Source organism: Alkalihalobacterium alkalinitrilicum, assembly GCF_002019605.1.
Taxonomy (GTDB): Bacteria; Bacillota; Bacilli; order Bacillales; family Bacillaceae_F; genus Alkalihalobacterium; species Alkalihalobacterium alkalinitrilicum.
Genome location: NZ_KV917368.1, coordinates 968,549 through 993,330, shown reverse-complemented (window position 1 = coordinate 993,330; position 24,782 = coordinate 968,549). Strand labels below are relative to the sequence as shown.

Below are 24,782 nucleotides of genomic sequence, written 5' to 3'. Positions count from 1 at the left end.
GAATTCTGTTTGGTATTGTGATGGTTACGAAACAAAAAAAGTCATTTAGCTGGTGACTAACTAAATGACTGTAATTTTTATTAGCTTTATACAGTGATTACTAAATGAAAAATAGCTCTAAATTCTATTTTGATATTTTAAATTAGAGCTCAAATCACAGTTTTCTCCATTAAACACTGTCCTTATTTTACAATCAATATTGGACATTTCACGCGTTTAGCGACTTTATGACTAACACCTCCAAGGACGAACTCCTGAATGCGGTCTAAACCTCTGCTACCAATAATAACGAGATCAAAATTGTTTTCATTGGCGTATTTTATAATTGATGGTCCTGCTTCACCTTGTAAAATTTTAATTTCGTATTTGACCCCTTCATCTGATGCTTTCTTTGTAACACCAGTTAATAACTCTTTTCGCTTTTCTTCAAGAGATAAGGAATTCCAATTACTCAATACATCATGCTTAGCTTTTGTTGCATCTACCGCATAGACAATTTCTAATATAGATTCAGCGCCACCACACTTTGCAATATGTATCGCATTTTCACCCGCACGTTTAGAATGTTCTGACCCGTCGTATGCTAATAAAATTTTTTTGTACAATTCTTTTCACCTCCATTTAATGACCGCCTAACTTATTTGCCAACTTATCCACTAATTCTGAACTTTCTTCGTTCAAACCTGTGACTTGAACCTTAATTTCATTTTCCTCGAATTTATGGACAATTTTATCAATTGCAACTACTGCGGAATCGTCCCAAATGTGAGCCCTCGATAAATTAATTTCCACTTCCTTAACATTATCTTTATATTCAAATTTTTTAAGCAAATCAGTCACTGAAGCAAAAAACAATTGCCCCTTTATTTTATAAATTTTCTTTGTTCCTTCTGTTTGACTTTCAACAATTACATTTGATATTTTCGCCGCAAAAAAGATTGCACTTAGTAAAATCCCAGCAAATACACCAATGGCAAGATTATGCGTCACAACGACGGTTACGACAGTTACAATCATAACGGTAGCATCCGTTTTCGGGACTAAATATAGTGTACGTAAAGAATTCCAATCAAACGTACTTATCGAAACCATAATCATAACCCCTGCCAAAACAGCCATCGGAATTAATACAACAATGTCACCTAATACGGCTATTAAAAACATAAGAAAAGCGCCTGCAACAAAGGCAGATAATCTACCTCGCCCACCTGATTTAACATTTATAACCGATTGGCCGATCATTGCACAACCAGCCATTCCTCCAAATAATCCAACCGCGATATTGGCAATTCCTTGTCCGTTACTTTCTACATTTTTTTCACTTTCGGTGTCCGTCATATCATCTACGATCGAAGCTGTTAACAACGATTCAATCAAACCGACAACGGCTAAAGCAATCGAATACGGTAATATAATCATAAGTGTTTCCGAATTCAGCGGAACTGCAGGAAACCAAAACGATGGCAACGTTCGTGGAATCGTCCCCATATCACCTACGGTCCAGGCTTGAATATTTAAAAATACAGCTATTGCTGTGACGATGATAATGGCAACAAGAGTGGATGGCACTGCTTTTGTGATGTAAGGGAATAAATAAATGATGAGTAATGTTAATGCGACTAAAGCATAAATCATTGGGCGGTGGCCAACAAAATGTTCAAGCTGTGCCATAAAAATAAGGATTGCTAATAAATTCACAAACCCAACCATAACAGAACGAGGAATAAACTTCATATATCTTGCTAACTTAAACACACCAAACAAAATTTGAAATATCCCCGTTAAAATCGTCGCTGCTAATAAATACTCTAAACCATGGTCAGCTACTAATGTCACAATGACTAAAGCCATCGCCCCGGTCGCAGCTGATATCATCCCAGGTCGCCCACCAACAAATGCAATAACAACTGCCATTACAAATGAAGCATATAATCCTACCATCGGATCTACTCCAGCAATGATCGAGAAGGCAATTGCTTCTGGTATTAAAGCAAGAGCAACAACGATACCTGCTAAAATATCACCTTTTATATTACCGAACCATGATTCCTTATAACTCAGTTCACTCAAGCTTTTCCCTCCTCTTATCGCTTTTTTTCCTATATTTATTATTTTTCTCATTTTGTTTTTTATGTGGATATTTACGTAACTCATGGATATGAATTTATAGGAAATTAAAGCAGGTTTTTTAGCCGCATCAACTGGCCGTATCCCCCTCCTTCAAGACTTCGAGGAATCAATGAAGAAGGATAAGTGGGGGAAGAGGAAAACCTACAGATGAAAGTTTTACTTTATTAAGGTATTTTGTTTGATGAGATGGCTTATTTATAAATAAATGATTAGTAAGCTACACACATATCACTAGTTAAGATTCCCAAAAACAACAAATAAGGATGCAACGATTGAGAGCGTAAAAAGTTTTGTGTAAATGGTTATACTTTCCAATAAGGAGATGATCATTTATGCAAGACTATGGAAACAAAACAATTAAGGAATTGGCAAAAGAATGCCGTACTGTTGAAGATGTCCACGCCATGTTAAAAAACTTATTTAAGGATACAATCCAAGAGGTTTTTGAAGCTGAAATAGAAAATCAGTTAGGCTATAAAAAGCACGACTCTCAAGGAGATCATACAGGGAATAGTAGAAATGGCTATAGTAAGAAAACATTAAAAATGAAACAACGGCGAACGGACTTGAAGATCAAATTGTCGCTCTTTACGCTAAAGGTATGTCGACTAGGGATATTGAATCTCACATGAATGATATCTATGGCATAGATGTCTCTCCTACGATGGTCAGTAAGGTGACGGATAAGATTATGCCGTTGATTTCAGAGTGGCAATCACGCCCTTTAGACCGTGTCTATCCCATTGTTTTTTTAGATGCGATTCACTTCAAAGTACGTAAAGATAATCGAATTATTAACAAGGCTAGGTATCTCGATGTCAGGCCATAAGGAAATTATTGGTATATGGATTGGTGAGAATGAAAGTGCTAGTTTCTGGCTAGGAGTTTCTACAGACCTTAAAAATAGAGGGATTGAAGATATCCTCATTGCTTGTAAGGACGGGCTTTCTGGCTTTTCTGAAGCCATCCAATCTATTTTTCCACAAACGGAAATTCAATTGTGTGTAATCCATCAAATCCGCAACTCTATGAAATATGTATCAGACAAAGAACAGAAACAAGTGATGGCTGATTTAAAGAAAGTCTATCGTAAGCCCGAATTAAAAAAAGCGCACCTTTCCGGTACGCATGACAAATAACCGTATATCATGGAATTTTTTATCAGATGTACGGTTATTTCATTTTATTTCTACATTCAGCTTGGATCATTTTTGACCAAGGCATATACTGATTTAAAATTTCCGAGTGTTGATAGATATCTAGAGTTGGCAAATCCGTCAGTATCTTCAAGAGATAACGATAGAAATCCACACCGTTTGCTTTTGCGGTTTCTGCGATACTTAAACAGATAGCGTTAGCCTTTGCGCCAGCTTCACTAACAGAGTGGAGCTAGTTTTTTCGACCAATCACACTAGGGCGGATCGCATTTTCGGCTGGGTTATTATCCATTTCGATACGACCATCGAACAAAAATGCTTTTAGACCATTCGATCTTTTTAAGGTATAATCAGCTGCCTTTGCTAGTGCGTTCTTGCCGTAGAATAGAGATTTTTCAATCCAGTCTAAGAATTCTTCAACGATAGGCTTAGAATACTTTTGGCGTTTCTTCCTTCGCTTACTAGGAGACAAATGCTTGAATTTCCTTTCAAGCCGGTATAAATCGTCACAATATTTTACACCGATTTATCCATTTTTACTGTCCACTTTTAACCAGTAGCGACGAACGTGTGCCCAACAATTTGCGAAAGAAACACCTTCTATTTTGTCATAGGCAGAATAACCATCGCAAATAATCGTACCAGAATAGCCTTCGATGAAACTTTCAAGGACAGATCGAGCACGTGATAATGCACTCTGAAAGAGAGTTATTATTGGTCCGTGGCTTGGCACACTTCGAAACACCCAATTATATGCATTGGTTTGTCCAGATTTCCCATCGGATCGGTTGATAATTTGCCCGTAAGTTTCGTCTACATGTAAAAGAGATTTAATCATCATTAAATCCTTCATTCGTTCGTAAATAGGTGAAAGCCAATCATGGGATGCACGAATAACCCAATTAGAAAGGTTCTTATCATTGGTACTCAGACCATAACGATCCCATTCCTTAACTTGGCGGTAAAGTGGTAAGTATTGTGAAAACTTATCATATATTACTTTGGCAAGCACGCTGGGGCCTGCAATGCTACGTTGAATGGGAGGTTTTGGTGCTTTTCCCCGTTTAATTTGTGCTTTTTGAGATAGATCGCTTTTGCAATTTTTACATTCATAAGCATGTTCAATGTGTTGTATTTTCTTCATTCTTGCAGGAATAAATTCAGCTTCTTCACGTACGATTGTACTGCCTATTTCAATCATTTGATCTTGGTAACAGTCACAAAGCGTACTTTCTGGGTGATGATGAATTACCTGAACTTCAATATCATCATGTAATGATTCATTCCGTTTTTTCTTTTGAACTTTTCGTACAACAGTATAAGAAATTGTCTGCTGGCTTTGTTCTCCTGTGTGCTCAGGCTCACTAAAAGACGGATCATCATCAAATAATGAAATTTGTCCATCAGGCGTATTATATTTAGATTTTTCTGTTTTGGATCCATATAAAAGCTTAGTTAAATGGCGTACCTGATCGGTTAACGCTTCAATCTGTTTTGATAATTCTTTGTTTTGTTGATTCGAATGAGCCAATTGCTCTTCAAGCAGCTGAATTATGCATTGTTTGAATTCGGGCTTACATATTAAGAGCTGACACAGCTCCTGCTGAGATAATAATTCGATTGATTGGTACTTCTACATTAAAATCCCGTTTCATCTTCCTTGCTATAGATTCCCTTACTGATGATATTCCTGGATTTGAAGTATAGTGTGTGAAACCATCTTCCATTGCTTTGACAGCGGCTTCTCTTATATGCAACGGTGTTGTAACTGATGGTTCTCCTATTTGTAAAAGATTACATCTGACATTGTTTCTACATAATTTCACGAATACTATTAATTTGAATTTTTTCCCGACTTTTAGCAAAACTTTGCAACTTCACCTTGCTCTCTAATCATATTTTAATTTATATAAATTCTATATTAGGTATCTCTGCTTCTGCTGATATATGACTACTTTTACTAATACTTGACAATCTAAACCCTCCTCAAAAACTATTTATTATTGTGTGATATTTTATTGTATTTTTGGATAGTCAACTATTTCATAGGAGGTGTTTCGTACTGCAGGTATTCTATTTAAATCCCAAATTAATCTATTAAATTCATTGGGATCCATATTCTCTCCAAATGGTGCACCTGCTGAACGTGATATTGTTTCATCCATGAGTGTACCACCAAAATCGTTTGCACCAGCATCAAACATTACTTGACATGCTTTCGGTCCATTTTTCACCCATGACACTTGAATATTATTAATCCAGTTGTAAAGCATAATTCTAGAAACAGCAATAACCTTTAGATCTTCAATTCCTGTAGAACCAGCCCTTGCACCTTCTTTTTTAAATAGTTCAGTATTATAATGTACAAATCCAAGAGGTACAAACTCAGTGAAACCATTCGTCTCTTTTTGAATTTCACGTATTAATCCAATATGGTTTGCCCAATGTCTAGGACCATCGATATGTCCGTACATCATAGTAGATGTTGAGCGAATACCCAGTTTATGAGCTGTCTTTACAATTTCAACCCACTCATCCGCACTTAATTTATCTTTTGTCAATATCTTTCTTACATCAGTATCTAAAATTTCCGCCGCAGTTCCTGGAATTGTATCTAACCCAGCCTCTTTTAAACTAGTAAGATGTTCTTCTATGGTTACATTACGTTTCCGAGCACCAAATTTGATTTCAAACGGTGAAAATGCATGAATATGCATATCAGGGACAATATCTTTTATAGATCGAATGATTTCGTGATAATACATACCATCGATTCTTGGATGAAGACCTCCCTGTATACAAACTTCTGTTGCTCCTAAATCCCAAGCCTCTTTTGCTCGTTGAGCAATTTCTGCCAGAGGAACAAAATAAGCCCTTTCATCATTTTCATGTGCTGCAAACGCACAAAATTTACAGCCTGTATAACAAACATTAGAGAAATTGATATTCCTTGTTTTTACGTACGTGATTACATCTCCAACAGCTCGTCGTCTTAATTCATCTGCAGTTAGCATAACAGCATGAAGGTCAGTGCCATTTGTTTCAAAAAGTTTAATACCTTCCTCAATTGATATTTCTTTTTCTTCTAAGGCTTTATCTAAAATTCTAGCTACTTCAAGATTTGTTCGGCTTAATAACCTGTTTATACCGTACTGTGTTACTTCTTCATAACTTACTGGTGTCTTCAACATGTCGCCCACTCCTCTTTTACTAATTTTCGCTCATCGATGAAATCATATATACGTTTAGTAAAGACTTCCTGGTTAAAATCGGCATCATATACATACTCTGGATAAACCGTTAACCGTTCACGTAACGTAAATCCTAACTCTGAACAAACACTGTTTAAAGCAGTTATATTGGGCCAAGGTTTTTCTGGATTTATATAATCAGGCGTTACTGGAGATATCCCTCCCCAATCATTTATTCCTGCCAGTAAAAATAATTGGTGCATTTCTGGTGTTAAATTAGGAGGAGCTTGTATATTCATCTGCCTACCGAATATCAAACGACAAACAGCAATGGTTCTAACCATATCCCAAATAGTAGGCTCTTCGGAATTTGCCATTTTTGTATCTTTTTTAGCTCTAAAATTTTGTATGATTATTTCTTGAATATGATTATATTTCTTATGAAGTTCCAAAATATCAAATAACGAATCCACTCGATCTTCTAAACTTTCACCGATCCCAATTAAAATCCCAGTGGTAAAGGGAACTTTTAATTCTCCTGCATACCTGATTGTATTAAGACGTACCATCGGATGTTTATCCGGACAATCTCTATGCACGGAAAGGTTCGGGTTATTTGACTCTAGCATCATCCCCATACTACCATTAACCATCTTTAATTTTTTTATTTCCTCAACTTTTAAAGCACCCGCATTAGTGTGCGGTATCATTGACGTTTCTTTTATGACCATTTCACAAATATCGTAAACATAATCAACCATTCTTTTATAACCCAGTTTATTTAACCATTTTTTTGTAAATTCATATCGTAATTCAGGTCTTTCACCAAGACTTATCAAAACTTCTTTACAACCAGAAGCTTCCGCTTGTTTTAGTTTTGCCCGTACTTCATCTGGATTCATAATATGTGCATCAGGATTGTCAGGACCTTTCACAAAGGTACAATAGCTACATGTGTTGCGACACATATTTGTAAGTGGAATAAACACTTTTCTTGAATAGGTCACAGTTTTACCTTTTGATTGATCTCTTAACAATGAAGAAACTTTTAGCAACTCCAAAAGATCTGTTCCGTTTGCCTTGATCAATTGATAAGCTTCATTACGCTTTGCATGACCTCTCTTAAGAATTATATTTAATAAATCTTGTAATTCTGATTGTCTTGGTTCAGTTAAGTAATCCAAAAACTCATCCTCCTTTCTATTCCCACTTTCGTAAAAAATAACATCTCCAGCAAATAAATTAACCTTATTATTTGCTTCTAACACATAGCAGACGTGACCTATACAATGTCCTGGTGTTTCAATTACTTTCAGAACATATTTACCTACTCTTACTTCATCACCTTCCTCTACTATTTGATTAACTGGGCAGGCATTAAACTTATAATCCATAGGATATATTCCTGCCTTTTTCGCTATTTCTAGAATAATAGCTTCTTCATCTCCCCTTTCTATATAATTAGCTGCAATTTTTGGTACAATCACCTTTGCACCTGTTAAATCAACAATTTTTTTGCTCTACCAGCATGATCTGCGTGTGCATGAGTTAAAATTAGCTTCCTCGCTAATTTGTATGGAAATAAAAGAATAGATTTAAGTTTAGACTATGGCGGATATTTCATTACTACGTTGAAAGAGCTATGAATACCATAGACTTTTCAGGTGTGAAGAGAATAGCGATTGATGAAACTTCTGCACGTAAAGGTCACGATTATGTCACTCTTTTTGTTGATATGGATACAAAGCGTGTTCTTTTTGCCACAGAAGGGAAAGATTCCGCTGTTTTAGAAACATTCAAAGAGTTCCTAAAAGAAAAAGGAATTAATCCTGAAAATATACAGGAAGTCTGCAGTGATATGTCTCCCGCCTTCATAAAAGGCGTTGGAGAACAGTTTCCAAAGGCATCCATCACGTTTGATAAATTTCACTTTATGAAGCTCATTAACGAAGCACTTGATCAAGTGCGACGCGTGGAACAACATGAGGACCCAATCTTAAAAAAGACCCGCTATATTTGGCTAAAAAACGAACAAAATCTAACAGTAAAACAACGCAAAACATTTCTTAATCTTAAAGATACCATTTAAAAACAGCAAGAGCGTATCGACTTAAGTTGTCTTTTCAAGCCTTTTGGACAAAGAATCCTTGGTTAGCGCCCTTGTATTTTGATGAATGGTATCTTTGGGCTGTTCACTCGCAGTTAGAGCCAATGGCTAAAGTTGCTAAATCACTGAAGCAGCACAGAGACGGTATTCTTAGGTGGTTTAAAACCAAAATGACAAATGGGTTTCTAGAAGGTATCAACAGTCTAATTCAAGCCAAGCCGCAAAGAGAAAAGCTAGAGGGTACCGAACAACCGCAAATTTCATTGCCATGGTTTATGCAACAGTGAACAAACTAGATCTCATTGTTCAGCCTCACTACTAATATTTTTTCTGTTTTTTAGCTTGCTTTAATGACCTTCAATCCAAAGATAGTCTGTCAAGCGAACTCCTTGACTGGCTATCTCTGGATTGAGAAACTATGAAAAGCTAAAAATTGTTTCCACAGTAAATAGCGAGGAGCCTAAAATTAGATATTTAATTTGATCAATTAGATATCCAAGATTCTCAACATTACTAAGAACCTTTTCAACACCCATTCCTGACCCACTATCGAGGATTGCTAGTTCATCCCCTCCATCAATTAGATAAATATTACAATCAAACGGATCTGTTGTGTTCATTCCTAAGGCACCACTACCAACAAAATAAACATCATCTGTTATTCTCAAAATCATTCCCTTCCAAAAATTTTGTTATTTATTATCGGAATAAATCCAATTTTCTCGACCTTACTAAATCAGTACTTCTTCCTTCAGATTTTGCATAAGAATAGCCTTTTACAGTGGCAACAGGGATACCATCAGTTTTGTTCATTACTAATTCCGTTGCTCTAGCTATTTCATCAGCAACAGCTATTTCTGTTGCTTGAAGTTCCGGGTTAAACTGATCAATTTGTCCCTTATTATCAGTAATAGCTGGCATTCCTGAAATACCAATTGCTATGTTTGTTTGACCCATACTCCATGGTCGTCCAAACGTATCAGAAATAATTACAGCTAAATGCATATCATAATGTTCTTGCAATCTTCGTCTAATTATATCCGCTGATTTATCCGGTTCTTTCGGTAATAATAGTAATGTGCCTTCATCTTTTACATTAGACCTGTCAATACCTGCATTGGCACAAACAAATCCATGCTTTGTTTCCATGATCATAACCCGATCAGTCACATTTACTGGACGAGATGATTCTCTTAGAACAACTTTAATCTCATGAGCATTTTTATTAGATATAGAATTGTATAATTCTACGGCTAATTCTGATGGTGTGATCTCACTTTCGTGAATAATCCTTCCCTCTGACTTTGATATGACCTTAGAAGTTACAACAACAATATCGCCATTATTTAGTTTTTCACCTTGAGCATCTAAAGCCTTAATAATTAAAGTAGGTATATCATCACCAGGACTTACCTCTGGGATTCCTTTAATCCCACATATTCTATTTTCATTCATGATGTCACCACTTGTCTTCTAATTAGTCTGTTTAAAATTTTATTGTGTTCCAAGAATTCTTTTGTTTTCGTTTTATCCCCCAATCTTTCGAAGCATAATAAATCCTCCACTAAATCTATGTCATAAGAAAATGCTGAATTTCTATACACTATGTGCTGTAAATCTAATGCTCTCGCAAGATAGCAATGTTTAGTTTTGCTATTCCTACCAAATGCTGTCTTCAAAGCATTTGGTGGTGACAAAACCAATCCATTCGTACCCGATCCTTTTCTACAGGGAATAATTGTAATCGGTACTCTCTGTGATATATTTACTACTTCACTGATATCTGCTGATGATATAAGAGGAATATCTGCTGGTAAAACAAACAAAGATTTAACCTCTTCGTCTAATAAATTGGTAAAATTAACTAACGCGTGATTCATCCCAACTACTTTTTCTTCATAAAATACTTCAATCCCCAATTCTTTTGCTATATTAATTGCCCTTGGGTCACTAGTTAGGATTCCAATTCGATCCAATAAAGGGGTTACTGTTAGTGTTTCTACTACGTCATAAAGCATCGCTTGTACAAGACCTATTCTTTCGCTTGGTGACAGCCAGCCTTTTAGTCTTGTCTTTGCTTGATTAAATGGTTTTTGTAGGATAATTGCCATGTTCATTTGGGTACCCCTTGAATTGGAATGACTTATCTACCATAAATTCTTGCAAACTCAACCACTTGTTTTGCAAGCAACGTCTTTTTCTTATCAGAGTCATGATCGTATCTGTCACCAAGACGTTAACACATCTTTGCGCGAGGAGTCTTAAATTTTTCATTAGTATAATTACACTATTCATACGCCAGTCTCCTTTTCCCTATGGTAAGTACGGCGAGAAGTAGATCACTGAACTTCGTTAATCTACTTCTCGCCGTTTAAGTTATTTAATTCCAGTAATCTTTATACCAATATGGCGTTTATTATAACGTTTATTAATCCCAATAATCATTGGGGTTAACCTTTCCAAAACTCGAGCATTTTTTAAATCTCCTACATGAATAGGATTAGCTCCGAGCTCCTCGACGAGATCAGCTACAAGCTTCACCGCTTCATCATCGTTTCCACAAAGAAGGACGTCACTATCAATCTCCTTCTCTAAATTGGTTAATACTGTATGAGATATTGTATGAAAACCTGATACAAGCTTGCTGTTTTCTCCGATTAATTTATCAATATCTTCAGCAGTTGAAGTTACACGATCAGATTGAATTGTTGGATTTTCAGTGATGAGAGGAACCGTCGTATCAATCAATATTTTTCCTACCAGAATATCCTTTATTTGTTTAACAGTATCGAGTTGAGCAGAAAAAGGGACTGTTAAAAAAACTAGGTCGCCCCAGTCTGCTGCTGCCACTAAATCATCCCCTTGTACATGGGACGTCATTAACTTATCATTAATTTCTTTAGCCTTAGCCAATGCTTTGTTTTTATCTCGAGACCCAATCATGACGTTTTTTTCTAATTTTGCAAATCGCTTAGCTAATCCATAACCTAGCTTACCAGTTCCACCAATAATAGATAGCTTCATAATTAATCATTCCTTTTTAACTTGCATTGTATACGCTTTCCCAGCTGTTTTTGAGCTTTTGAATCCTTTTAATATAGCCGGAATCTTGATATGAAAGGAAACAGCCGTTCTATAGATTTCTAGTTGAGGCTGTTTCCTTAAGTGATGAGAAGTAGTATATTTAACTTTTATGCATTTTAGTTTCTACCAGTTTAAAAAGGCATTAAATTTTAATTTTAGTTTTTGAAGCTATCTTTTTTAGTTGTCTACACTTGTAGTAACGGAAATTAAACTACCACAATTCGGACACACAAGTTCATTGAGATATACATACGGTTCAGTTTCTCTACTTTTCACCCACATCCCATATTCACCAAGCTTATCTGATACATTGGTTTGAATTCGTGCAGCACCGTGTTCCCAAGGTTCGTCTGCACGCGCAATAGCCGTTCCGCAATCAGAACAACAATAGTATTGTTGCCCGTTCCGATCTTCCATAAGTTGTAACGCATCTCCTAAGGATCTAACAAACTTTAGTTCTTCTTTTATATTTAACCTTTTCGTTGGGGCAGTCGCACGTTCGAGTCGCTCCCTACGAATCAGTTCCCTTTTAGTGATGGTCTGTTCTTCGTCTAACTGACCATTTTGAGCAATTATAACCCCATATGCATTTTCAGCCATTGTTTGAGTAATATAACCATCGTACAAATCTTTTAATACTACATTTGGATCTCGTTTAATTGGGTCTCCAAGACCTCCTCCGCCCCCCTCAAATTGTACAAAAACATCACTAGAAGTAATCGGCAATACATGTTTAGGAGGGAGTAGTTCCTTTTCTCCTTCTAATTGTCCAATGTTAGGCAAATGTCCTTCTTGCATAAGTTTTGTAGCATTGGAATTTTTGACTACCCAGTAACCACTAGTTCCACCAGGATAACCGCCCATTATTCCGCGAGCAGGAACTTGCCAGCAAGCTGTACTTACAAGTTCATTTCCGCCTTCGGTTCCCCATGGAATCCAGCCGAACTCAATGCCTTGTCCTCCTCTATATTTACCTGGTCCACCAGAGTTAACGTTTAGTTGCCTCCATAAATAGAGTACTGGGTTGGAAAGTTCATTAATTTCAATATCAGGCAATCCATTGCTTAACTGAGTAAAGGAAGCTCCTGCATCTATACCGTCGCAGATCGTTTGAGCACCTCCACCTGCACCTCCACCATTCATATCAAGGAATACAGTTGGCTTGCCCTCTTCGTCATTTCCAGCAAATACTCCTACTACCCAACTATCATGGAAAGCAGCCATGGCATGACTTTGCATCCACTCATCTTCACTTTCCATCATAGCGCGGCTAAGCAATTCTGTTACAACCTTTGTTATGCGCATCCCAGCCTCCATATGTGCTGATGACACAGGAGCTGGCATTTTAGCATTAACCACTGTCCCTTCAGGCAGGATAATATTGGTTGCTCGGAATATTCCTTCGTTAAAAGGAATATCTGAGGTCAATACAAGCATAATCGGAGTGACCGCACAACCAATGGCAGTCCCTTCTGTAGTGTTGACAAAACCATTGGTTTGAGGAGCAGATCCAGTGAAGTCTAAAGTAAGACTATCTTCATGGACGGTTAACTTACAATTGATTGGCCAAAGATTATTTTCATGACCGTTATGTTCGATCCATTCGGTCGCTTCGTATGTCTTTTTTGGTAATTTTGCAATCCGTTGACGGTATGCTTTTTCAGTTAAATCTTTATTCAGTTCTACATAATGATTGAATTCGTCCAATCCATATTTATCAACCATATCGATAGTTCGTTTTTCACAAGTATTACACGCTGCAATAAAGCAACGAATGTTATTAATATCATGTTGTGGTAAGCGGAAATTTACTTCCATCAGATGTAACACATCTTGAACGATCTTACCTTCGCTAACAATCTTAATTCCAGGAAAACGCAGTGCTTCTGAATATGCATCAGTGGCAGCTACGGCAAATCCTCCCGGCGACATTCCCCCAACATCTAACAAATGACCTTCTGCCCAACACCATGCAATTAGCTCACCCTGATAAAAAATCGGTTTCACAATTCCTACATCAGGAGGGTGACATGCTCCCGTAGTATGTGGATCATTACAAATAAAGGCATCACCTGGTCGTATTTCTTCCTTAGAATAAGTATTCATTATATGACGAACGGATTGGCGAGCAGGTCCGGCATGCATAGTCATATACCCTGAAAAAGATATAATTTCCCCATCTTTGTCAGCAATAAATGTCGAGAAATCCACCGCTTCAGAAATTACCGGATCTCCCGACGTTCTTATCATGACAATACCCATCTCCTGAGCGATATTATATAATTGTTGACGAATAATCTCGGCTTTAATCAGGTTCACAGATGAAGCTTGATTAATTTTTCCCATGGAATAATCTCCTTTCTAATGTGGAATTAAAGGTCTAACAAATAATTTCGGTAGCTATCCATTGTGGCTTTGACACCGTTTGGAATAAATATGGTCGTTTGTGTCCTCTCGATAATTGCCGGTCCAGCAAACTCAGATCCTGGTGTAATTTTTTGGTCATCGTAGACTGGAATATTCTCCCATACATGTTCCATCGGTAAGTAGACTTTTCGAACCCCTTTTTGAGCTGCTTCAGCTATAATCGGTTCGCTTGCAAAGTCTTTTTGTTGGAACTTCTCAACATGACCTATACCGGTTACCCTAATTGTAAATAAATTCACTGGAGAATAAGCCCATGCTGTACCAGGACCGTATTCAGCTTCATAAAGAGGAGCAAAGTTGTTTGCAATTTCCTCAATAATCTCTTTCGTAATTTTTCCTGATGGAATTGGAACCGGTAATTCAAAAATTTGACCTTCGAATTTAAAATCACCCGTTCTTTGAATTTCATATTCTCCTTCTTTAAATCCACTTGCAGATAAACTAACTTTGATTTGCTCTTCCATTTCTTCTATTGTTTTATTAATATGGTCCACTTCTTGGCCTGGTTTCCAGAAACAAGACTTTACAAGGTTACGTACATCATCTCCCGCTAATAAACCTTGTGCGGAAAATACAGCAGAAGTACTAGGAATGACAGCCTTACGAATTCCAATTTCACGACAAATCTCTGCAGCAAAAACAGGTAATGCCCCACCGTAAGCTACATACGTAAACTCGTTTGGATCATTTCCTCGCTCAACACTTTGTCCGCGAACTGCATTACTCATGGAAGCAACGATTAGTTGGTAGACCGAAGCCGCGGCCTCAATGGTACTCATATCTAACTTAGAAGCCAATTTTTCGTGGTATACAGCTTCTGCCCGTCCTTTGTCTAACTTCCTTCTTCCACCTAAGAAATAATCTGGGTCAATGAATCCTAATAATACGTTGGCATCCGTTACGGTAGGTTGGTCTCCACCTCTGCCATAACAAACCGGGCCAGGGTCAGAACTAGCACTATGCGGTCCGACTTGAGGAATTCCCCGTGAATCTAACCAGGCAATTGATCCCCCGCCAGAGCCAATCGCTGTTACATCAATTTTACTAAGACCTGTTAAGAATTCACGCAGATAAACACGTTGTGTTTTTGTAAACTTGTTGTCTACAATTATCGAGCAATCATAACTCGTTCCACCCATGTCACCTGTGATCATATTTTTAATACCTAACGTTTCTCCAAGGTGATTAGTACCTAATACACCTCCAACTGGTCCAGAGTCAACCAATGAAATAGGTGCAGCCCGCACTTCATCAGCACTCAAACTTCCGCCAAATGACTGTATAAATACAACCGGAGATTTTAGTCCTTGTTCATCGAGAGTTTTTTGGACTTGATCAACGTAACGAACTACTTTTGGTCCTGTAAACGCATTCAAAGTTGTAGTTACCATACGCTCATATTCACGCATTACTGGATATAAATCAGATGATATCGTTACATAAATTGATGGATACTTAGATTCAATAATTTGTTTAATCTGCTGCTCATGTTCAGCGTTTAAGAAGGACCAAAGAAAACAAACTGCGATCGCTTCTACATTTTGTTCCTCCACTAACTCTTTTACTACATCTTCCACTTGCTGTGAATTGATGTTAACTACAACATTACCATTTTTATCAATTCTCTCATCAATTTCAAAAATAGATTTTCTATCTACAATATCAGGTATATTTAATTGTTTATGATGATCCCTATCATCTATTCTTGGTGATCTAGCAATTCGAAGAGTATCACGAAATCCCTTTGTTACTAAAAGGCCAACTTTAGCCCCTTTTAATTCAGCTATACTATTCGTAACAATAGTTGTACCATGAACAAATCTCGAACACTGGTTTAATAACGAAGTGTTTGAGATTCCCATTTGTTCAGAGACATTTTCGATACTCGCTACTAACCCTTCAATTAAATTTTTGGGAGTTGTATCTGCTTTATCTGTCCACATTTCCCCTTTTTGATTAATAACTACAATATCGGTAAATGTTCCACCCATATCAATTCCAATTTGGTATAAATCAGCCAATTTTAGTCCCTCCTCAAATTTTATAATTCACTATTATCTGTATTTTCAGTCTCTTTTTAAAGGAAAATCACCCCCTATAGCTTCATTAATAATTCAGTTATAGTGTAACTTTCTCGATTGCTAATTTTTTGTTTTATCCCACGCTTCCGAAATGTTGTATTTTATGCTGTTACGATCTATCTTCCCATTTGGAAGTTTTGGTAACGGGGCATACGTTAGTTGAATATATCTTGGTATCTTCCAGTCTGATAATTTCTCCTTACACCACTTTTCTACTTCGTCAGGGGATAATTCAGCGTGGTGTCTTACAACGATTAAACTAGCAACTTCTTCCGTTCTAATCTTATCTGGAACGCTAAAAACTACACATTCTTCTACAGCACGGTGCGACATAATCGTAAATTCTACTTCTTCACCTGAAATATTTTCTCCTGATCTTTTAATCACATTTTTTATTCTTCCTTCAAAATATACTCTACCTTCTTGATCAATTCTCCCTACATCACCAGTTTTTAACCACCCATTTTCTAATGTTGCTTTCGTAGCAGTTTCATTTTTATAGTACTCTAGCATGATATCTGGATGATAAAATACTAGTTCACCCCCTTGATTTGGCCCGAGATCACTTCCGTTTTCGTCAACTACTTTGACTTGGGCATTATCTGGAAACGGCCACCCAATAATCTGAGGCTCATACCGGTCGTAGCTTGGGTAGGTTAGTGTTCCCATACCACCAATTTCAGTTAGTGCCCACGTTAAGCAAATATCAACATCAAAGCGCTCCATAAATTCTTTAGGGCGAATATGAGAAACAACAAGGTTTAAAGAATGATCTCGGTCATTATCTTTTTTCGGTAAACTCAATAGAATAGATACCATTGTTGGCAAAAGGATTGCTTTCGTAACTTGATGTTTATCTACTGTTTCCCAAAATGTACTGGCACTAAATTTTTCAACAAGAGAAACTGAAGCACCACAAGCTATAGCAGCAGCTATGGACATATGAGTTCCCGCTGCATGGAACAAAGGTATTGCACAAAGAATAGTATCTGTTTTTTTGTAGTTTAGCCTTTTAGATAATCCTTTTCCACAGGAAGAAAAACTAGAATTCGGTAAAACGACTCCTTTTGGTCTCCCAGTACTACCAGACGTATACATAATTGCCATTGGGTCTGCTGGTTTGGATAGAATACCCTTAGGTTCCTCAGCACTACTACTTAATAATGATGTAATAGAATGTTCATCATTATTTGTATCATCTACTAGAATAATCTTTTGTAAATGATTCAAATCCTTTTTTATACCAATAACATTTTTATAATTTGTTTCGTCTGTGAATAAATATTGGCTTTCTGAATGATTTACTACATATTTAATTTCTTCTGAAGTTGAGCCATTAATTAGAGGTATTGAAATAGCACCGATCTTATTAATTGCAATGAAACATTGAAGATAAGTTGGGCTATTTCTAAAAAGTAAAGCTACCTTATCTCCCTTTTTGCAACCTAAGTTAAGTAATCCATTTGCCAATTGGTTAGTTATTCTATCAAATTCTTCATAAGTATATTGTTCATTACCAAACTTCAAGAATGGTCGTTCGCTGTAACTTTCAACGGTATTTCTCCAAAATTGCCTTAACATATTTGACCTCCATAAAAGCTTATATCACCAGTCATTTCCAATAACCTCATCGTCTATTAAATCTGATAATATAGTTTTATTTTTTAAAGGTTTCTAGAATTAGCTCCATATTATCGATTACTTCTTCTTCACTAACTTTGAACGGAATTAAAGTTAACATGGGTATACCTGGATAATCACTATATCTGAGTAACTTCTCTTTACATTCATCCGGTTCCCCGGCTATAGAAAAATGATCAACCATCTTGTCAGTAATTAAAGTAGCTGCTTTATCATAATCTTTTTGTTCTAAAGCTTGACTAATTGCTTCAACTTCTTCAGTAAATCCTTCTTGTTGCATTACTGTTTGATAATGAGGATACTGAGCAGTATACATTATAGATTTTCTCGCTCTATCATAGGCCTCTTTTCTGTTTTGGGATATAGAGCATATCTGTCCATATATGATATTGAGATCATCAAGGTTTCTTCCTGACCTTTCCGCCCCAATTTTAAGATTGTGGTAAACGTTTTCCGATAAATATCTAGGTGAATGTAGGGCTCCGATAACTAAACCATCAGCAATTTCACCAGCTAGTTGTAACATTTTAGGTCCTATCGCTGCCATATAAACTGGAAATGGTTTTTCTAATTCTACTGGTGATTTGTATTTTTTAATTTTAAATAATTCACCTTCATAATTAAAACGGTTGCCGGATTTAGAGGTCTGTATCCCTTTTATGATTTCAATAGATTCTCGCATTTGTCTTAGTGGCCGACCATAATGACTTCCATACCAATTCTCGACAACAAAAGGTGTACTTAAGCCTAAGCCCAAGACAAACCGGCCATCCGAAAGTTCCTGAAGATTAGTTCCTTGTAAAGCCAATGTTGTTGGATTGTTTGGAAAAACTTGACCAACACCAGAACCAAATTTTATCGTTTTAGTTTTCATAGCAATTGCTGTTAATGGTACAATAGTTTCTCGCCATGCTTCAGCAAACCATACTGCATCAAAACCATTTTTCTCAGCTTTTTCTGCTAATTCGGTTACTTTACTGATAGGTGTTTTTTGAGTGATTAACCAAAGGGACAGTTTCATAATCAACCTCCTTATAAATGTTATATAACTATATTAATGCAAGAATCGTGCCATTCCACTTTTAAATCGTTTTCAAGTAATGTTACAATTTTAATTTAATTTTCAATATGTTCTGTCAATAATACTTAACAGACGTGTAAACTTACATGTCCATACTTATTTACAACATAAGTACAACCTCACTCTTGTTCTTTTGAAAGTTACATATAGTGCCTACTTATCAGGAAATCGTTGTTTTCATTGTTATCGATACTTAATAATACACCTCTATATTTGTTAACATAAATAATATAATCAGCAATCATTTTAGAAGCTAGAACTTCTTCCTTTGAAAAAGGCTTTTTAAATTGTGCATAGGGGTTTAATGAGCCATTATATGAGTTTTTTTCAGCAACTAGCGCTAAATCTTCCTTTGACCAGCCATATTTATCCATTTTTTTCTTATGTTCATGGCGAATATTGATGTAAACTGCAACAGATATTTCCACAAACTTCAATATCTGTTGCAGTTGATTAAGCTTCAATCGAATTTGCTGTATTTCCAATAAACATCTTTTCTACACCTACTGCCAAGACTGGCCAAAACCGGCACTTACGTTGGAGCACGGAAGGACTGAAACGGCCCTCCCGTGGAACGCGTCTACACGGTCTTCTTCTCGTACGAAGAACGAAGTTCATTCAGTATGGGCATGAGGGCTTGTTTAAAGGCTTCAGGGTGCTCCGAAGGCGGGAAGTGGCCGACTTCTGGCATGCGCGTCACCTTCAACCCCTTGATGGAAGCCTCGAGCTTGTCGGTGTGCTCAGGATAGCAACTATAGTCCTCATCGCCTCCTATAACATAAAGCCCTTGTTCTTCCGCGTCGATTTCTTCAAGGAATGGGCGAGCGTCGTGATCCTTGGAGGCGTAATAGAAATCGCCGCTGAGAACCCCTGGACCGCATCTAGCGTAAATCCACTCGACTTCCCGCCTATATTCCTCTGGAGCATGTGATGAAGTAAGGCTCCGAATCAGAGGACGGATGACGTTCGCAGGGTTGACCTCTGGATGCACCATCCACTTCGACATCTCGGCCCACGCAGGCTCGAAGTCGCGGGGCTGTAAGGCGATGAGCCCTCCAAATTTCCCTGGGTGCTTGTGAGCGATGTCCAACATCACGTAGCCGCCCATAGAGCAGCCCATCAGGATTGGTCTGTCGAGTTCGAGTGCCTCAGAAAACGCGATGATGAAGTCCATGTAAAACTGTTGGGTGAGCTTGTACTCGTTCTCCCACCAGCCTGAAGGCGGCAGGGAACGCCCATGCCAAGGCATATCGAAAGCGATGACCTGAAAATTTTTCGTGACGTCTTCGTCGGCCAGCAAGTGCCGGTACTCAAGCGCATCCGCGCCCGCCGTGTGAAGGCAGACCAGTGGTATCCCCGAACCGTTTGACTCGAAGTAAGTCCGGTATTCGATCCCGTCCACATTGACGTGGACGTATCTTCCGATCATTGGCTCTACTTTAGCCATCCTAAGCCACCTCCTTGGTCGTGCGAATTTTGGAGAGTATCACATACAGAGGCTGTAAATTTGCGTATAACTTCTGGTAATTCCCTTCCATAACCAGATGACTTTTTATTTCTCCCGTTACGCTCATACCACCTTGCATCATCATGACAAGCGGGTCGCGGTACTCGGGATCCGTATCCCCACTTGTATAGCGCTGCCAAGCATCACCGCTGCCGCGAACCGCAAAATCCCACGGCTCTTCTGTGTTTGGGTCTGCTATTAACTTGATGTCTCCATCATTAACTTTTAATAGATAATTCCAGTCCCCAATCTCGATCAGGCAGTTAAACCTGGCCCACTGTGTATTCAATTTCACTTCCAGATCTTCCGTTATCCGTTGTTGGAAATTGTCAATCCACTCTGTGTCCGTCATTTGTACCTGCATTTGCTTCCTCTCCCCTTTCTTTTTGACGACTTTTCTTTTCACGAACCGTCCGTTTCCACTTGTCGCATTGTTCAGCGGCATCCAATAATCTCTTCTAACCACCCCCTTTCAGGTCTGAGCATTATGATCCAATTTTGTTTCGTCTGAATTCCTAGCAGGTTAAACTTACAGCTTTGATCAGTTTCTTATGCTTTTAATGATTTCCAAATAAGGTGTATAGTCTGTATGCTGACTATAGGAATGTTTACGCCAAAAGGGTTTTCGGTTGCTTCTCTAACTAAAAGAATCTCTTCCTCGAAATTTTCAGGTGTACGGCCGGCTGAGCCAACCTGGCCAAAACCTCCTCCGTTCGAAACAGCCGCAGCAAGTAAGCCGTTCCCGACATATGCGAGCCCTCCTTCAATTACGGGCACATCTATTTCTAACAATTCGCAAACCCGGTTCAAATGCAGCTTTTCCATATCTCCAGTACGATGAAACCCGTCTGGTGTCCTGGCTTTCTCCGTTTCCTCGTTATTTTTATAATATTCCAAAAATATTGAAGGCCCTTTCGTTGCAAATTCCCCTTCTTCCCCGATAGCGACTTCGTTTCCTTTCTTATCAAGAAGACGGACTACCATAAAGGACGGACGCTGCCCAACGCTGGCTGATTTCCGTAAAACATCCTTAGGCCGCAAAATGGCTAATGGGCTTACCTCTGTAGTTCCGTAGAATTCGGTAAACTTACAATTGAAGTTCTCAATGACACGCTTTTTCGTCACTTCTGTCATCGGCGCTCCTGCTGACACAAGCAAACGTAACGAAGAGAGGTCATATTGATGAAATGAAGGCGATTCAAGCATCAAAATGTATTGTGTTGGCACAAAAAAGGCAGATGTAACTTTGTAATCTTGAATCAAACGTAACGTGTTTTCTTCCTGAAAATTTCTTGTAATGATCAATTTGCATCCCAATAAGCTGACATAGAACGCGTATAAATGACCCATTGAATGATAAATGGGAACCGTTACTAAAATGACATCATTGTAGTTAAGGCTCCATTCTATTGCAAAGGAGTAAGCCCTGAAAACTTGATTCCCCTGAGTAATGACGATTCCTTTAGGCAAAGAAGTCGTCCCGGACGAATAAAGGATAGCAGCAACATCATTCGTATCCACTTCCACATTTGACGGCTCAATCGATCCCTTCGCTAAAAAAGGTTCATATGGAATGTACGGATAGGTTATGGCAATGGGTTTTCACTTTTTCAAAAGCTGACAACGTTTCTGCTTCGATAAAAAGATAGTGAGCATCAGAGTTATGGATTAATGTTTGGAGCGTCTCTCCTTCAATCATATAGTTAATCGGAACCGCAACCGCTCCAGCTGCAGAAACCGCATAAAGAATTTCAACCATTTCTATTCGGTTTTTCTGACAATATGGTCGCCTTTTCTTACTCCAAGATTCACTAATGAATGAGCGAGTGCGTTGACTCGTTCATAATGCTCCTTATACGTTCTTGACTCATTGTAAAATACAATTGCTTCCTCATCCGGTTTATTATAAGCATGGACGGCTAATCCGGAATGTAGATTGCCAATATTCATCCTCATTCCTCCAGTTGGATTCTTCACTTTAATAAATGCAATTACTATGCCATTTTATAAAAAAAGCATCATACACTTGATAGGACCGTTCTTTTTTATTTTGAAAATTCAAAATTTATATTCTGAATATATTTACTACTCCGATAATATTTGGTTTAATGTAATCAATAGACAACAACTAATAAACACTGTGTAAACAATAATGTTCATTTTAACTAACAAAACCATTCAAGAGTTTCTACAAGATTGAACATGATTAAAACTGAAAAAGGATTCAAATAGGGCTTATAAAGGAGTGAAAAGTTTGCAGGTTAAAGAAATCATGACTGATTCTTTCCAATCTTGTATAGTGAACACGCCGCTTATTGAAACTTTTGAAATTTTTTCAAAATACAACTTAAATATCATTCCGATTGTTGACGAAAAGAACGGGTTGATCGGAATCCTTAAAAAGAACAAAATAATAAAAGCAATTTCGAATGGATCCTCCCTCACAGACATGATAAAGCCATTCATAAATTTCAATCCTATTTATGTATATCCGGATACGGACATTTTAGAAATTAGACAACAACTGTTACAACATATGATCGGACATGCTCCTGTTGTAAACAATCAAAAACAAGTAATTGGCATTGTTTCTACTTCTCAAATTTTATATGGTTATACGAAAACCCTCGACATGCTTCAATCACAACTCCAGCTATTATTTGACCGACTGCAGTTTGGTTTATTATCAGTGGATACAAATATGAAGGTGACCGCCAATAACCCCATGGCCAGAGATATACTTCAGTTTAACGAGAATAAGTTTCTCCAGAATAACAGAATGATCAAGGAAATGATTCAATACACGATTGTTAACAGAGAAAAATCTCCTAAAAAGAAGTTAAATGTAAATGGATACAGCTTTTTAATTGACTGTTATCCCTTATACGAAAACAAAAGGTTAATAGGTGTAATGGTGATCATTGACTATTTAACCAATATCGAAGAATTAGTAAATGAACTCCAAATAACCAAACAATGGGAAGAGAAACTCCGGACATTAGTAGAATCAGCTTATGACGCCATTGTATTAGTAGATGAATCCGGCGTCATTACCATGGCAAACAAAGGGTTCTGCGAACTCTTTTCCACCATCGAAAAAAAGCTGCTTGGAAAATCAATCTTCAATAATTTTCCTGATTTAGGGATCAAAGAAGTTCTTGAAATGAAAATCCCATTAAGCGGAATTTCAAAAATTATTAATGCAAAGCAATGTCTGGTAACCAATTTACCTTTTGACAATGATGGGGAAATTGGCGGCGTTGTAAGCAAAATCACCTTCCGAGGCCTTAAACAACTTCAAGACGCTTTAAACAAAGTTAGTAAATTAGAAGACAATATGACAATCGTGAAAAATGACCCAAAAAATGAAAGCGGCACCAAATATTCCATTGTAGACATTATTGGTACTTCGAGTAAGATAAAGAAAGTAAAGAAAGAGGCTTTTGCAGCTTCCCAAAGCAGGTCGACCGTTTTGTTAATCGGTGAAAGCGGGACCGGCAAGGAATTATTTGCCCACGGCATTCATGCCGCCTCATCACTTCCCCGTTCTTTTATCAAAGTAAACTGCGCAGCAATCCCTGGAGATTTGTTAGAATCAGAGTTTTTTGGATATGCAGACGGCGCATTCACCGGCGCAAAAAAAGGAGGCAAAAAAGGGAAATTCGAGCTTGCGCAAAATGGAACGTTATTCTTGGATGAAATTGGGGACATGCCGATAAACCTGCAGTCAAAACTGTTAAGGGTACTGCAAGAAAAAGAATTTGAACCAGTAGGAAGCAATAAAACAATAAAGCTGGATATTAGAATCATTGCAGCCACTAATAAAAATCTTGAGTCAATGATTAAAAAAGGTGAATTTCGCGAGGACCTCTATTACCGGTTAAATATCCTAAGGCTAAATATATCCCATCGCTAAAAGAACGCAAAGAAGATATACCAGCCATTACTGATGCGATCATTGAACGCTTGAATCATTCTGGCTTTTATATGAGAGGGATTACCTCTTCCGCATTAAACGCGCTGCTAAAATACAAATGGCCCGGAAACATCCGGGAACTCCAAAATGTGATTGAACGGGCTGCAAATCAAAATACAGATGGATATATAGATGTTCCAGAACTGCCTGATTACATTCTAAAACACCAAGAAATCGATTTTACAGTTGAAGAATACACGAATGTCGATGAAGAGGACACTTCACCTTACCCTCTAGATTACAAAAAAACGTGAATCTAAAAGAGAAAGAATTAATCTTGGAAGCATTAAAACAAGGAAATGGAAATAAAACTACCGCCAGCAAAATCCTGGGAATCAGCCGGACCTGGCTATATTCAAAAATGAAAAAATATAATATTGAGGTTTGATATAGCAGGGAG

General features: G+C 37.6%; 22 protein-coding genes and 3 pseudogenes. 5 read left to right on the top strand and 20 right to left on the bottom strand.

The annotated features are described in order from the left end of the window. Positions 1-182: 182 nt before the first annotated feature. Entirely contained in the window at positions 183-605 is a 423-nt protein-coding gene (locus tag BK574_RS04745; protein WP_078427727.1) for a universal stress protein, read from the bottom strand. Positions 606-621: 16 nt separating this feature from the next. After that, complete coding sequence (locus BK574_RS04740; RefSeq protein WP_238457955.1) at positions 622-2,070, bottom strand: SulP family inorganic anion transporter; 1,449 nt, start codon at positions 2,068-2,070, stop codon at positions 622-624. Between the two features lie 392 nt (positions 2,071-2,462). Here BK574_RS04740 and BK574_RS29155 point away from each other — a divergent pair. Then, positions 2,463-3,269 (top strand): annotated as a pseudogene (locus tag BK574_RS29155) (IS256 family transposase). Between the two features lie 34 nt (positions 3,270-3,303). Here BK574_RS29155 and tnpC read toward each other — a convergent pair. From tnpC to cofG, 4 genes and pseudogenes are all read right to left on the bottom strand, one after another. Continuing rightward, positions 3,304-4,869: pseudogene (gene tnpC, locus BK574_RS04730) on the bottom strand (IS66 family transposase). After that, on the bottom strand, positions 4,862-5,113 hold the full coding sequence (locus BK574_RS04725) for a hypothetical protein (RefSeq protein ID WP_142247900.1): 252 nt from the start codon (positions 5,111-5,113) through the stop codon (positions 4,862-4,864). The pseudogene tnpC and the gene BK574_RS04725 overlap by 8 nt, the downstream one beginning before the upstream one ends. Before the next feature lie 189 nt (positions 5,114-5,302). Next, positions 5,303-6,478: a 5-amino-6-(D-ribitylamino)uracil--L-tyrosine 4-hydroxyphenyl transferase CofH gene (gene cofH / locus BK574_RS04720; protein ID WP_078427724.1), complete on the bottom strand. Its 1,176-nt coding sequence runs from the start codon at positions 6,476-6,478 to the stop codon at positions 5,303-5,305. After that, positions 6,472-7,965 carry a 7,8-didemethyl-8-hydroxy-5-deazariboflavin synthase CofG gene (gene cofG / locus BK574_RS04715; RefSeq protein ID WP_078427723.1) on the bottom strand — a complete coding sequence of 498 codons (1,494 nt, stop codon included), beginning with the start codon at positions 7,963-7,965 and terminating at the stop codon, positions 6,472-6,474. The genes cofH and cofG overlap by 7 nt, the downstream gene beginning before the upstream one ends. A 116-nt stretch (positions 7,966-8,081) precedes the next feature. Between cofG and BK574_RS29150 the strand changes: the two are divergent. Then, positions 8,082-8,907, top strand: a pseudogene (locus BK574_RS29150) (ISL3 family transposase); the annotation flags it as partial. A gap of 94 nt (positions 8,908-9,001) precedes the next feature. Here BK574_RS29150 and BK574_RS04705 read toward each other — a convergent pair. The 14 genes from BK574_RS04705 to BK574_RS28705 all read right to left on the bottom strand — a co-directional run bounded on the left by BK574_RS04705 (position 9,002) and on the right by BK574_RS28705 (position 22,356). Beyond that, positions 9,002-9,253, bottom strand: a complete 252-nt coding sequence (locus BK574_RS04705) for an MBL fold metallo-hydrolase (RefSeq protein WP_078427722.1) — start codon at positions 9,251-9,253, stop codon at positions 9,002-9,004. A gap of 31 nt (positions 9,254-9,284) precedes the next feature. Next, a complete protein-coding gene (gene cofE / locus BK574_RS04700) occupies positions 9,285-10,040 on the bottom strand; it encodes a coenzyme F420-0:L-glutamate ligase (RefSeq protein WP_078427721.1) in 756 nt (251 codons plus the stop codon). Beyond that, complete coding sequence (cofC, locus tag BK574_RS04695) at positions 10,037-10,702, bottom strand: 2-phospho-L-lactate guanylyltransferase (RefSeq protein WP_078427720.1); 666 nt, start codon at positions 10,700-10,702, stop codon at positions 10,037-10,039. Before cofC ends, cofE begins: the two co-directional genes overlap by 4 nt. A 259-nt stretch (positions 10,703-10,961) precedes the next feature. After that, positions 10,962-11,609, bottom strand: a complete 648-nt coding sequence (gene npdG / locus BK574_RS04685) for an NADPH-dependent F420 reductase (protein ID WP_078427718.1) — start codon at positions 11,607-11,609, stop codon at positions 10,962-10,964. 237 nt (positions 11,610-11,846) lie between these two features. Beyond that, positions 11,847-14,015 (bottom strand): hydantoinase B/oxoprolinase family protein, encoded by a 2,169-nt coding sequence (locus BK574_RS04680; protein WP_078427717.1) that lies wholly within the window; start codon positions 14,013-14,015, stop codon positions 11,847-11,849. A 26-nt stretch (positions 14,016-14,041) separates the two neighbouring features. After that, positions 14,042-16,117 (bottom strand): hydantoinase/oxoprolinase family protein, encoded by a 2,076-nt coding sequence (locus BK574_RS04675; RefSeq protein ID WP_078427716.1) that lies wholly within the window; start codon positions 16,115-16,117, stop codon positions 14,042-14,044. Between the two features lie 120 nt (positions 16,118-16,237). Then, on the bottom strand, positions 16,238-17,758 hold the full coding sequence (locus BK574_RS04670; protein WP_078427715.1) for a class I adenylate-forming enzyme family protein: 1,521 nt from the start codon (positions 17,756-17,758) through the stop codon (positions 16,238-16,240). 76 nt (positions 17,759-17,834) lie between these two features. Further along, positions 17,835-18,839: an LLM class flavin-dependent oxidoreductase gene (locus BK574_RS04665; RefSeq protein ID WP_078427714.1), complete on the bottom strand. Its 1,005-nt coding sequence runs from the start codon at positions 18,837-18,839 to the stop codon at positions 17,835-17,837. A 200-nt stretch (positions 18,840-19,039) separates the two neighbouring features. Then, positions 19,040-19,363 carry a hypothetical protein gene (locus BK574_RS04660; protein WP_158211537.1) on the bottom strand — a complete coding sequence of 108 codons (324 nt, stop codon included), beginning with the start codon at positions 19,361-19,363 and terminating at the stop codon, positions 19,040-19,042. Positions 19,364-19,479: 116 nt separating this feature from the next. Beyond that, the gene (locus tag BK574_RS04655) at positions 19,480-20,346 is read right to left on the bottom strand and encodes an alpha/beta fold hydrolase (RefSeq protein WP_078427712.1); all 867 of its coding nucleotides are present in this window, start codon (positions 20,344-20,346) and stop codon (positions 19,480-19,482) included. Between the two features lies 1 nt (position 20,347). Further along, the gene (locus tag BK574_RS04650) at positions 20,348-20,851 is read right to left on the bottom strand and encodes a hypothetical protein (protein ID WP_078427711.1); all 504 of its coding nucleotides are present in this window, start codon (positions 20,849-20,851) and stop codon (positions 20,348-20,350) included. 104 nt (positions 20,852-20,955) lie between these two features. Next, positions 20,956-21,933, bottom strand: coding sequence for an AMP-binding protein (locus BK574_RS28715; RefSeq protein ID WP_078427710.1), 978 nt, complete (start codon positions 21,931-21,933; stop codon positions 20,956-20,958). A 37-nt stretch (positions 21,934-21,970) separates the two neighbouring features. Further along, positions 21,971-22,165, bottom strand: coding sequence for an AMP-binding protein (locus BK574_RS28710; RefSeq protein ID WP_078427709.1), 195 nt, complete (start codon positions 22,163-22,165; stop codon positions 21,971-21,973). A gap of 2 nt (positions 22,166-22,167) precedes the next feature. After that, positions 22,168-22,356, bottom strand: coding sequence for an AMP-binding protein (locus tag BK574_RS28705; protein WP_078427708.1), 189 nt, complete (start codon positions 22,354-22,356; stop codon positions 22,168-22,170). A gap of 304 nt (positions 22,357-22,660) precedes the next feature. On the opposite strand from BK574_RS28705, the gene BK574_RS04630 reads away from it, so the two are divergent. The 3 genes from BK574_RS04630 to BK574_RS29145 are packed head-to-tail and all read left to right on the top strand — an operon-like array spanning position 22,661 to position 24,770. Continuing rightward, a complete protein-coding gene (locus tag BK574_RS04630; protein ID WP_078427707.1) occupies positions 22,661-24,322 on the top strand; it encodes a sigma 54-interacting transcriptional regulator in 1,662 nt (553 codons plus the stop codon). Beyond that, a complete protein-coding gene (locus tag BK574_RS29360) occupies positions 24,262-24,636 on the top strand; it encodes an AAA-type ATPase lid domain-containing protein (RefSeq protein WP_476559213.1) in 375 nt (124 codons plus the stop codon). The genes BK574_RS04630 and BK574_RS29360 overlap by 61 nt, the downstream gene beginning before the upstream one ends. Continuing rightward, positions 24,633-24,770, top strand: coding sequence for a helix-turn-helix domain-containing protein (locus BK574_RS29145; RefSeq protein ID WP_078427706.1), 138 nt, complete (start codon positions 24,633-24,635; stop codon positions 24,768-24,770). The genes BK574_RS29360 and BK574_RS29145 overlap by 4 nt, the downstream gene beginning before the upstream one ends. Positions 24,771-24,782: the final 12 nt, after the last annotated feature.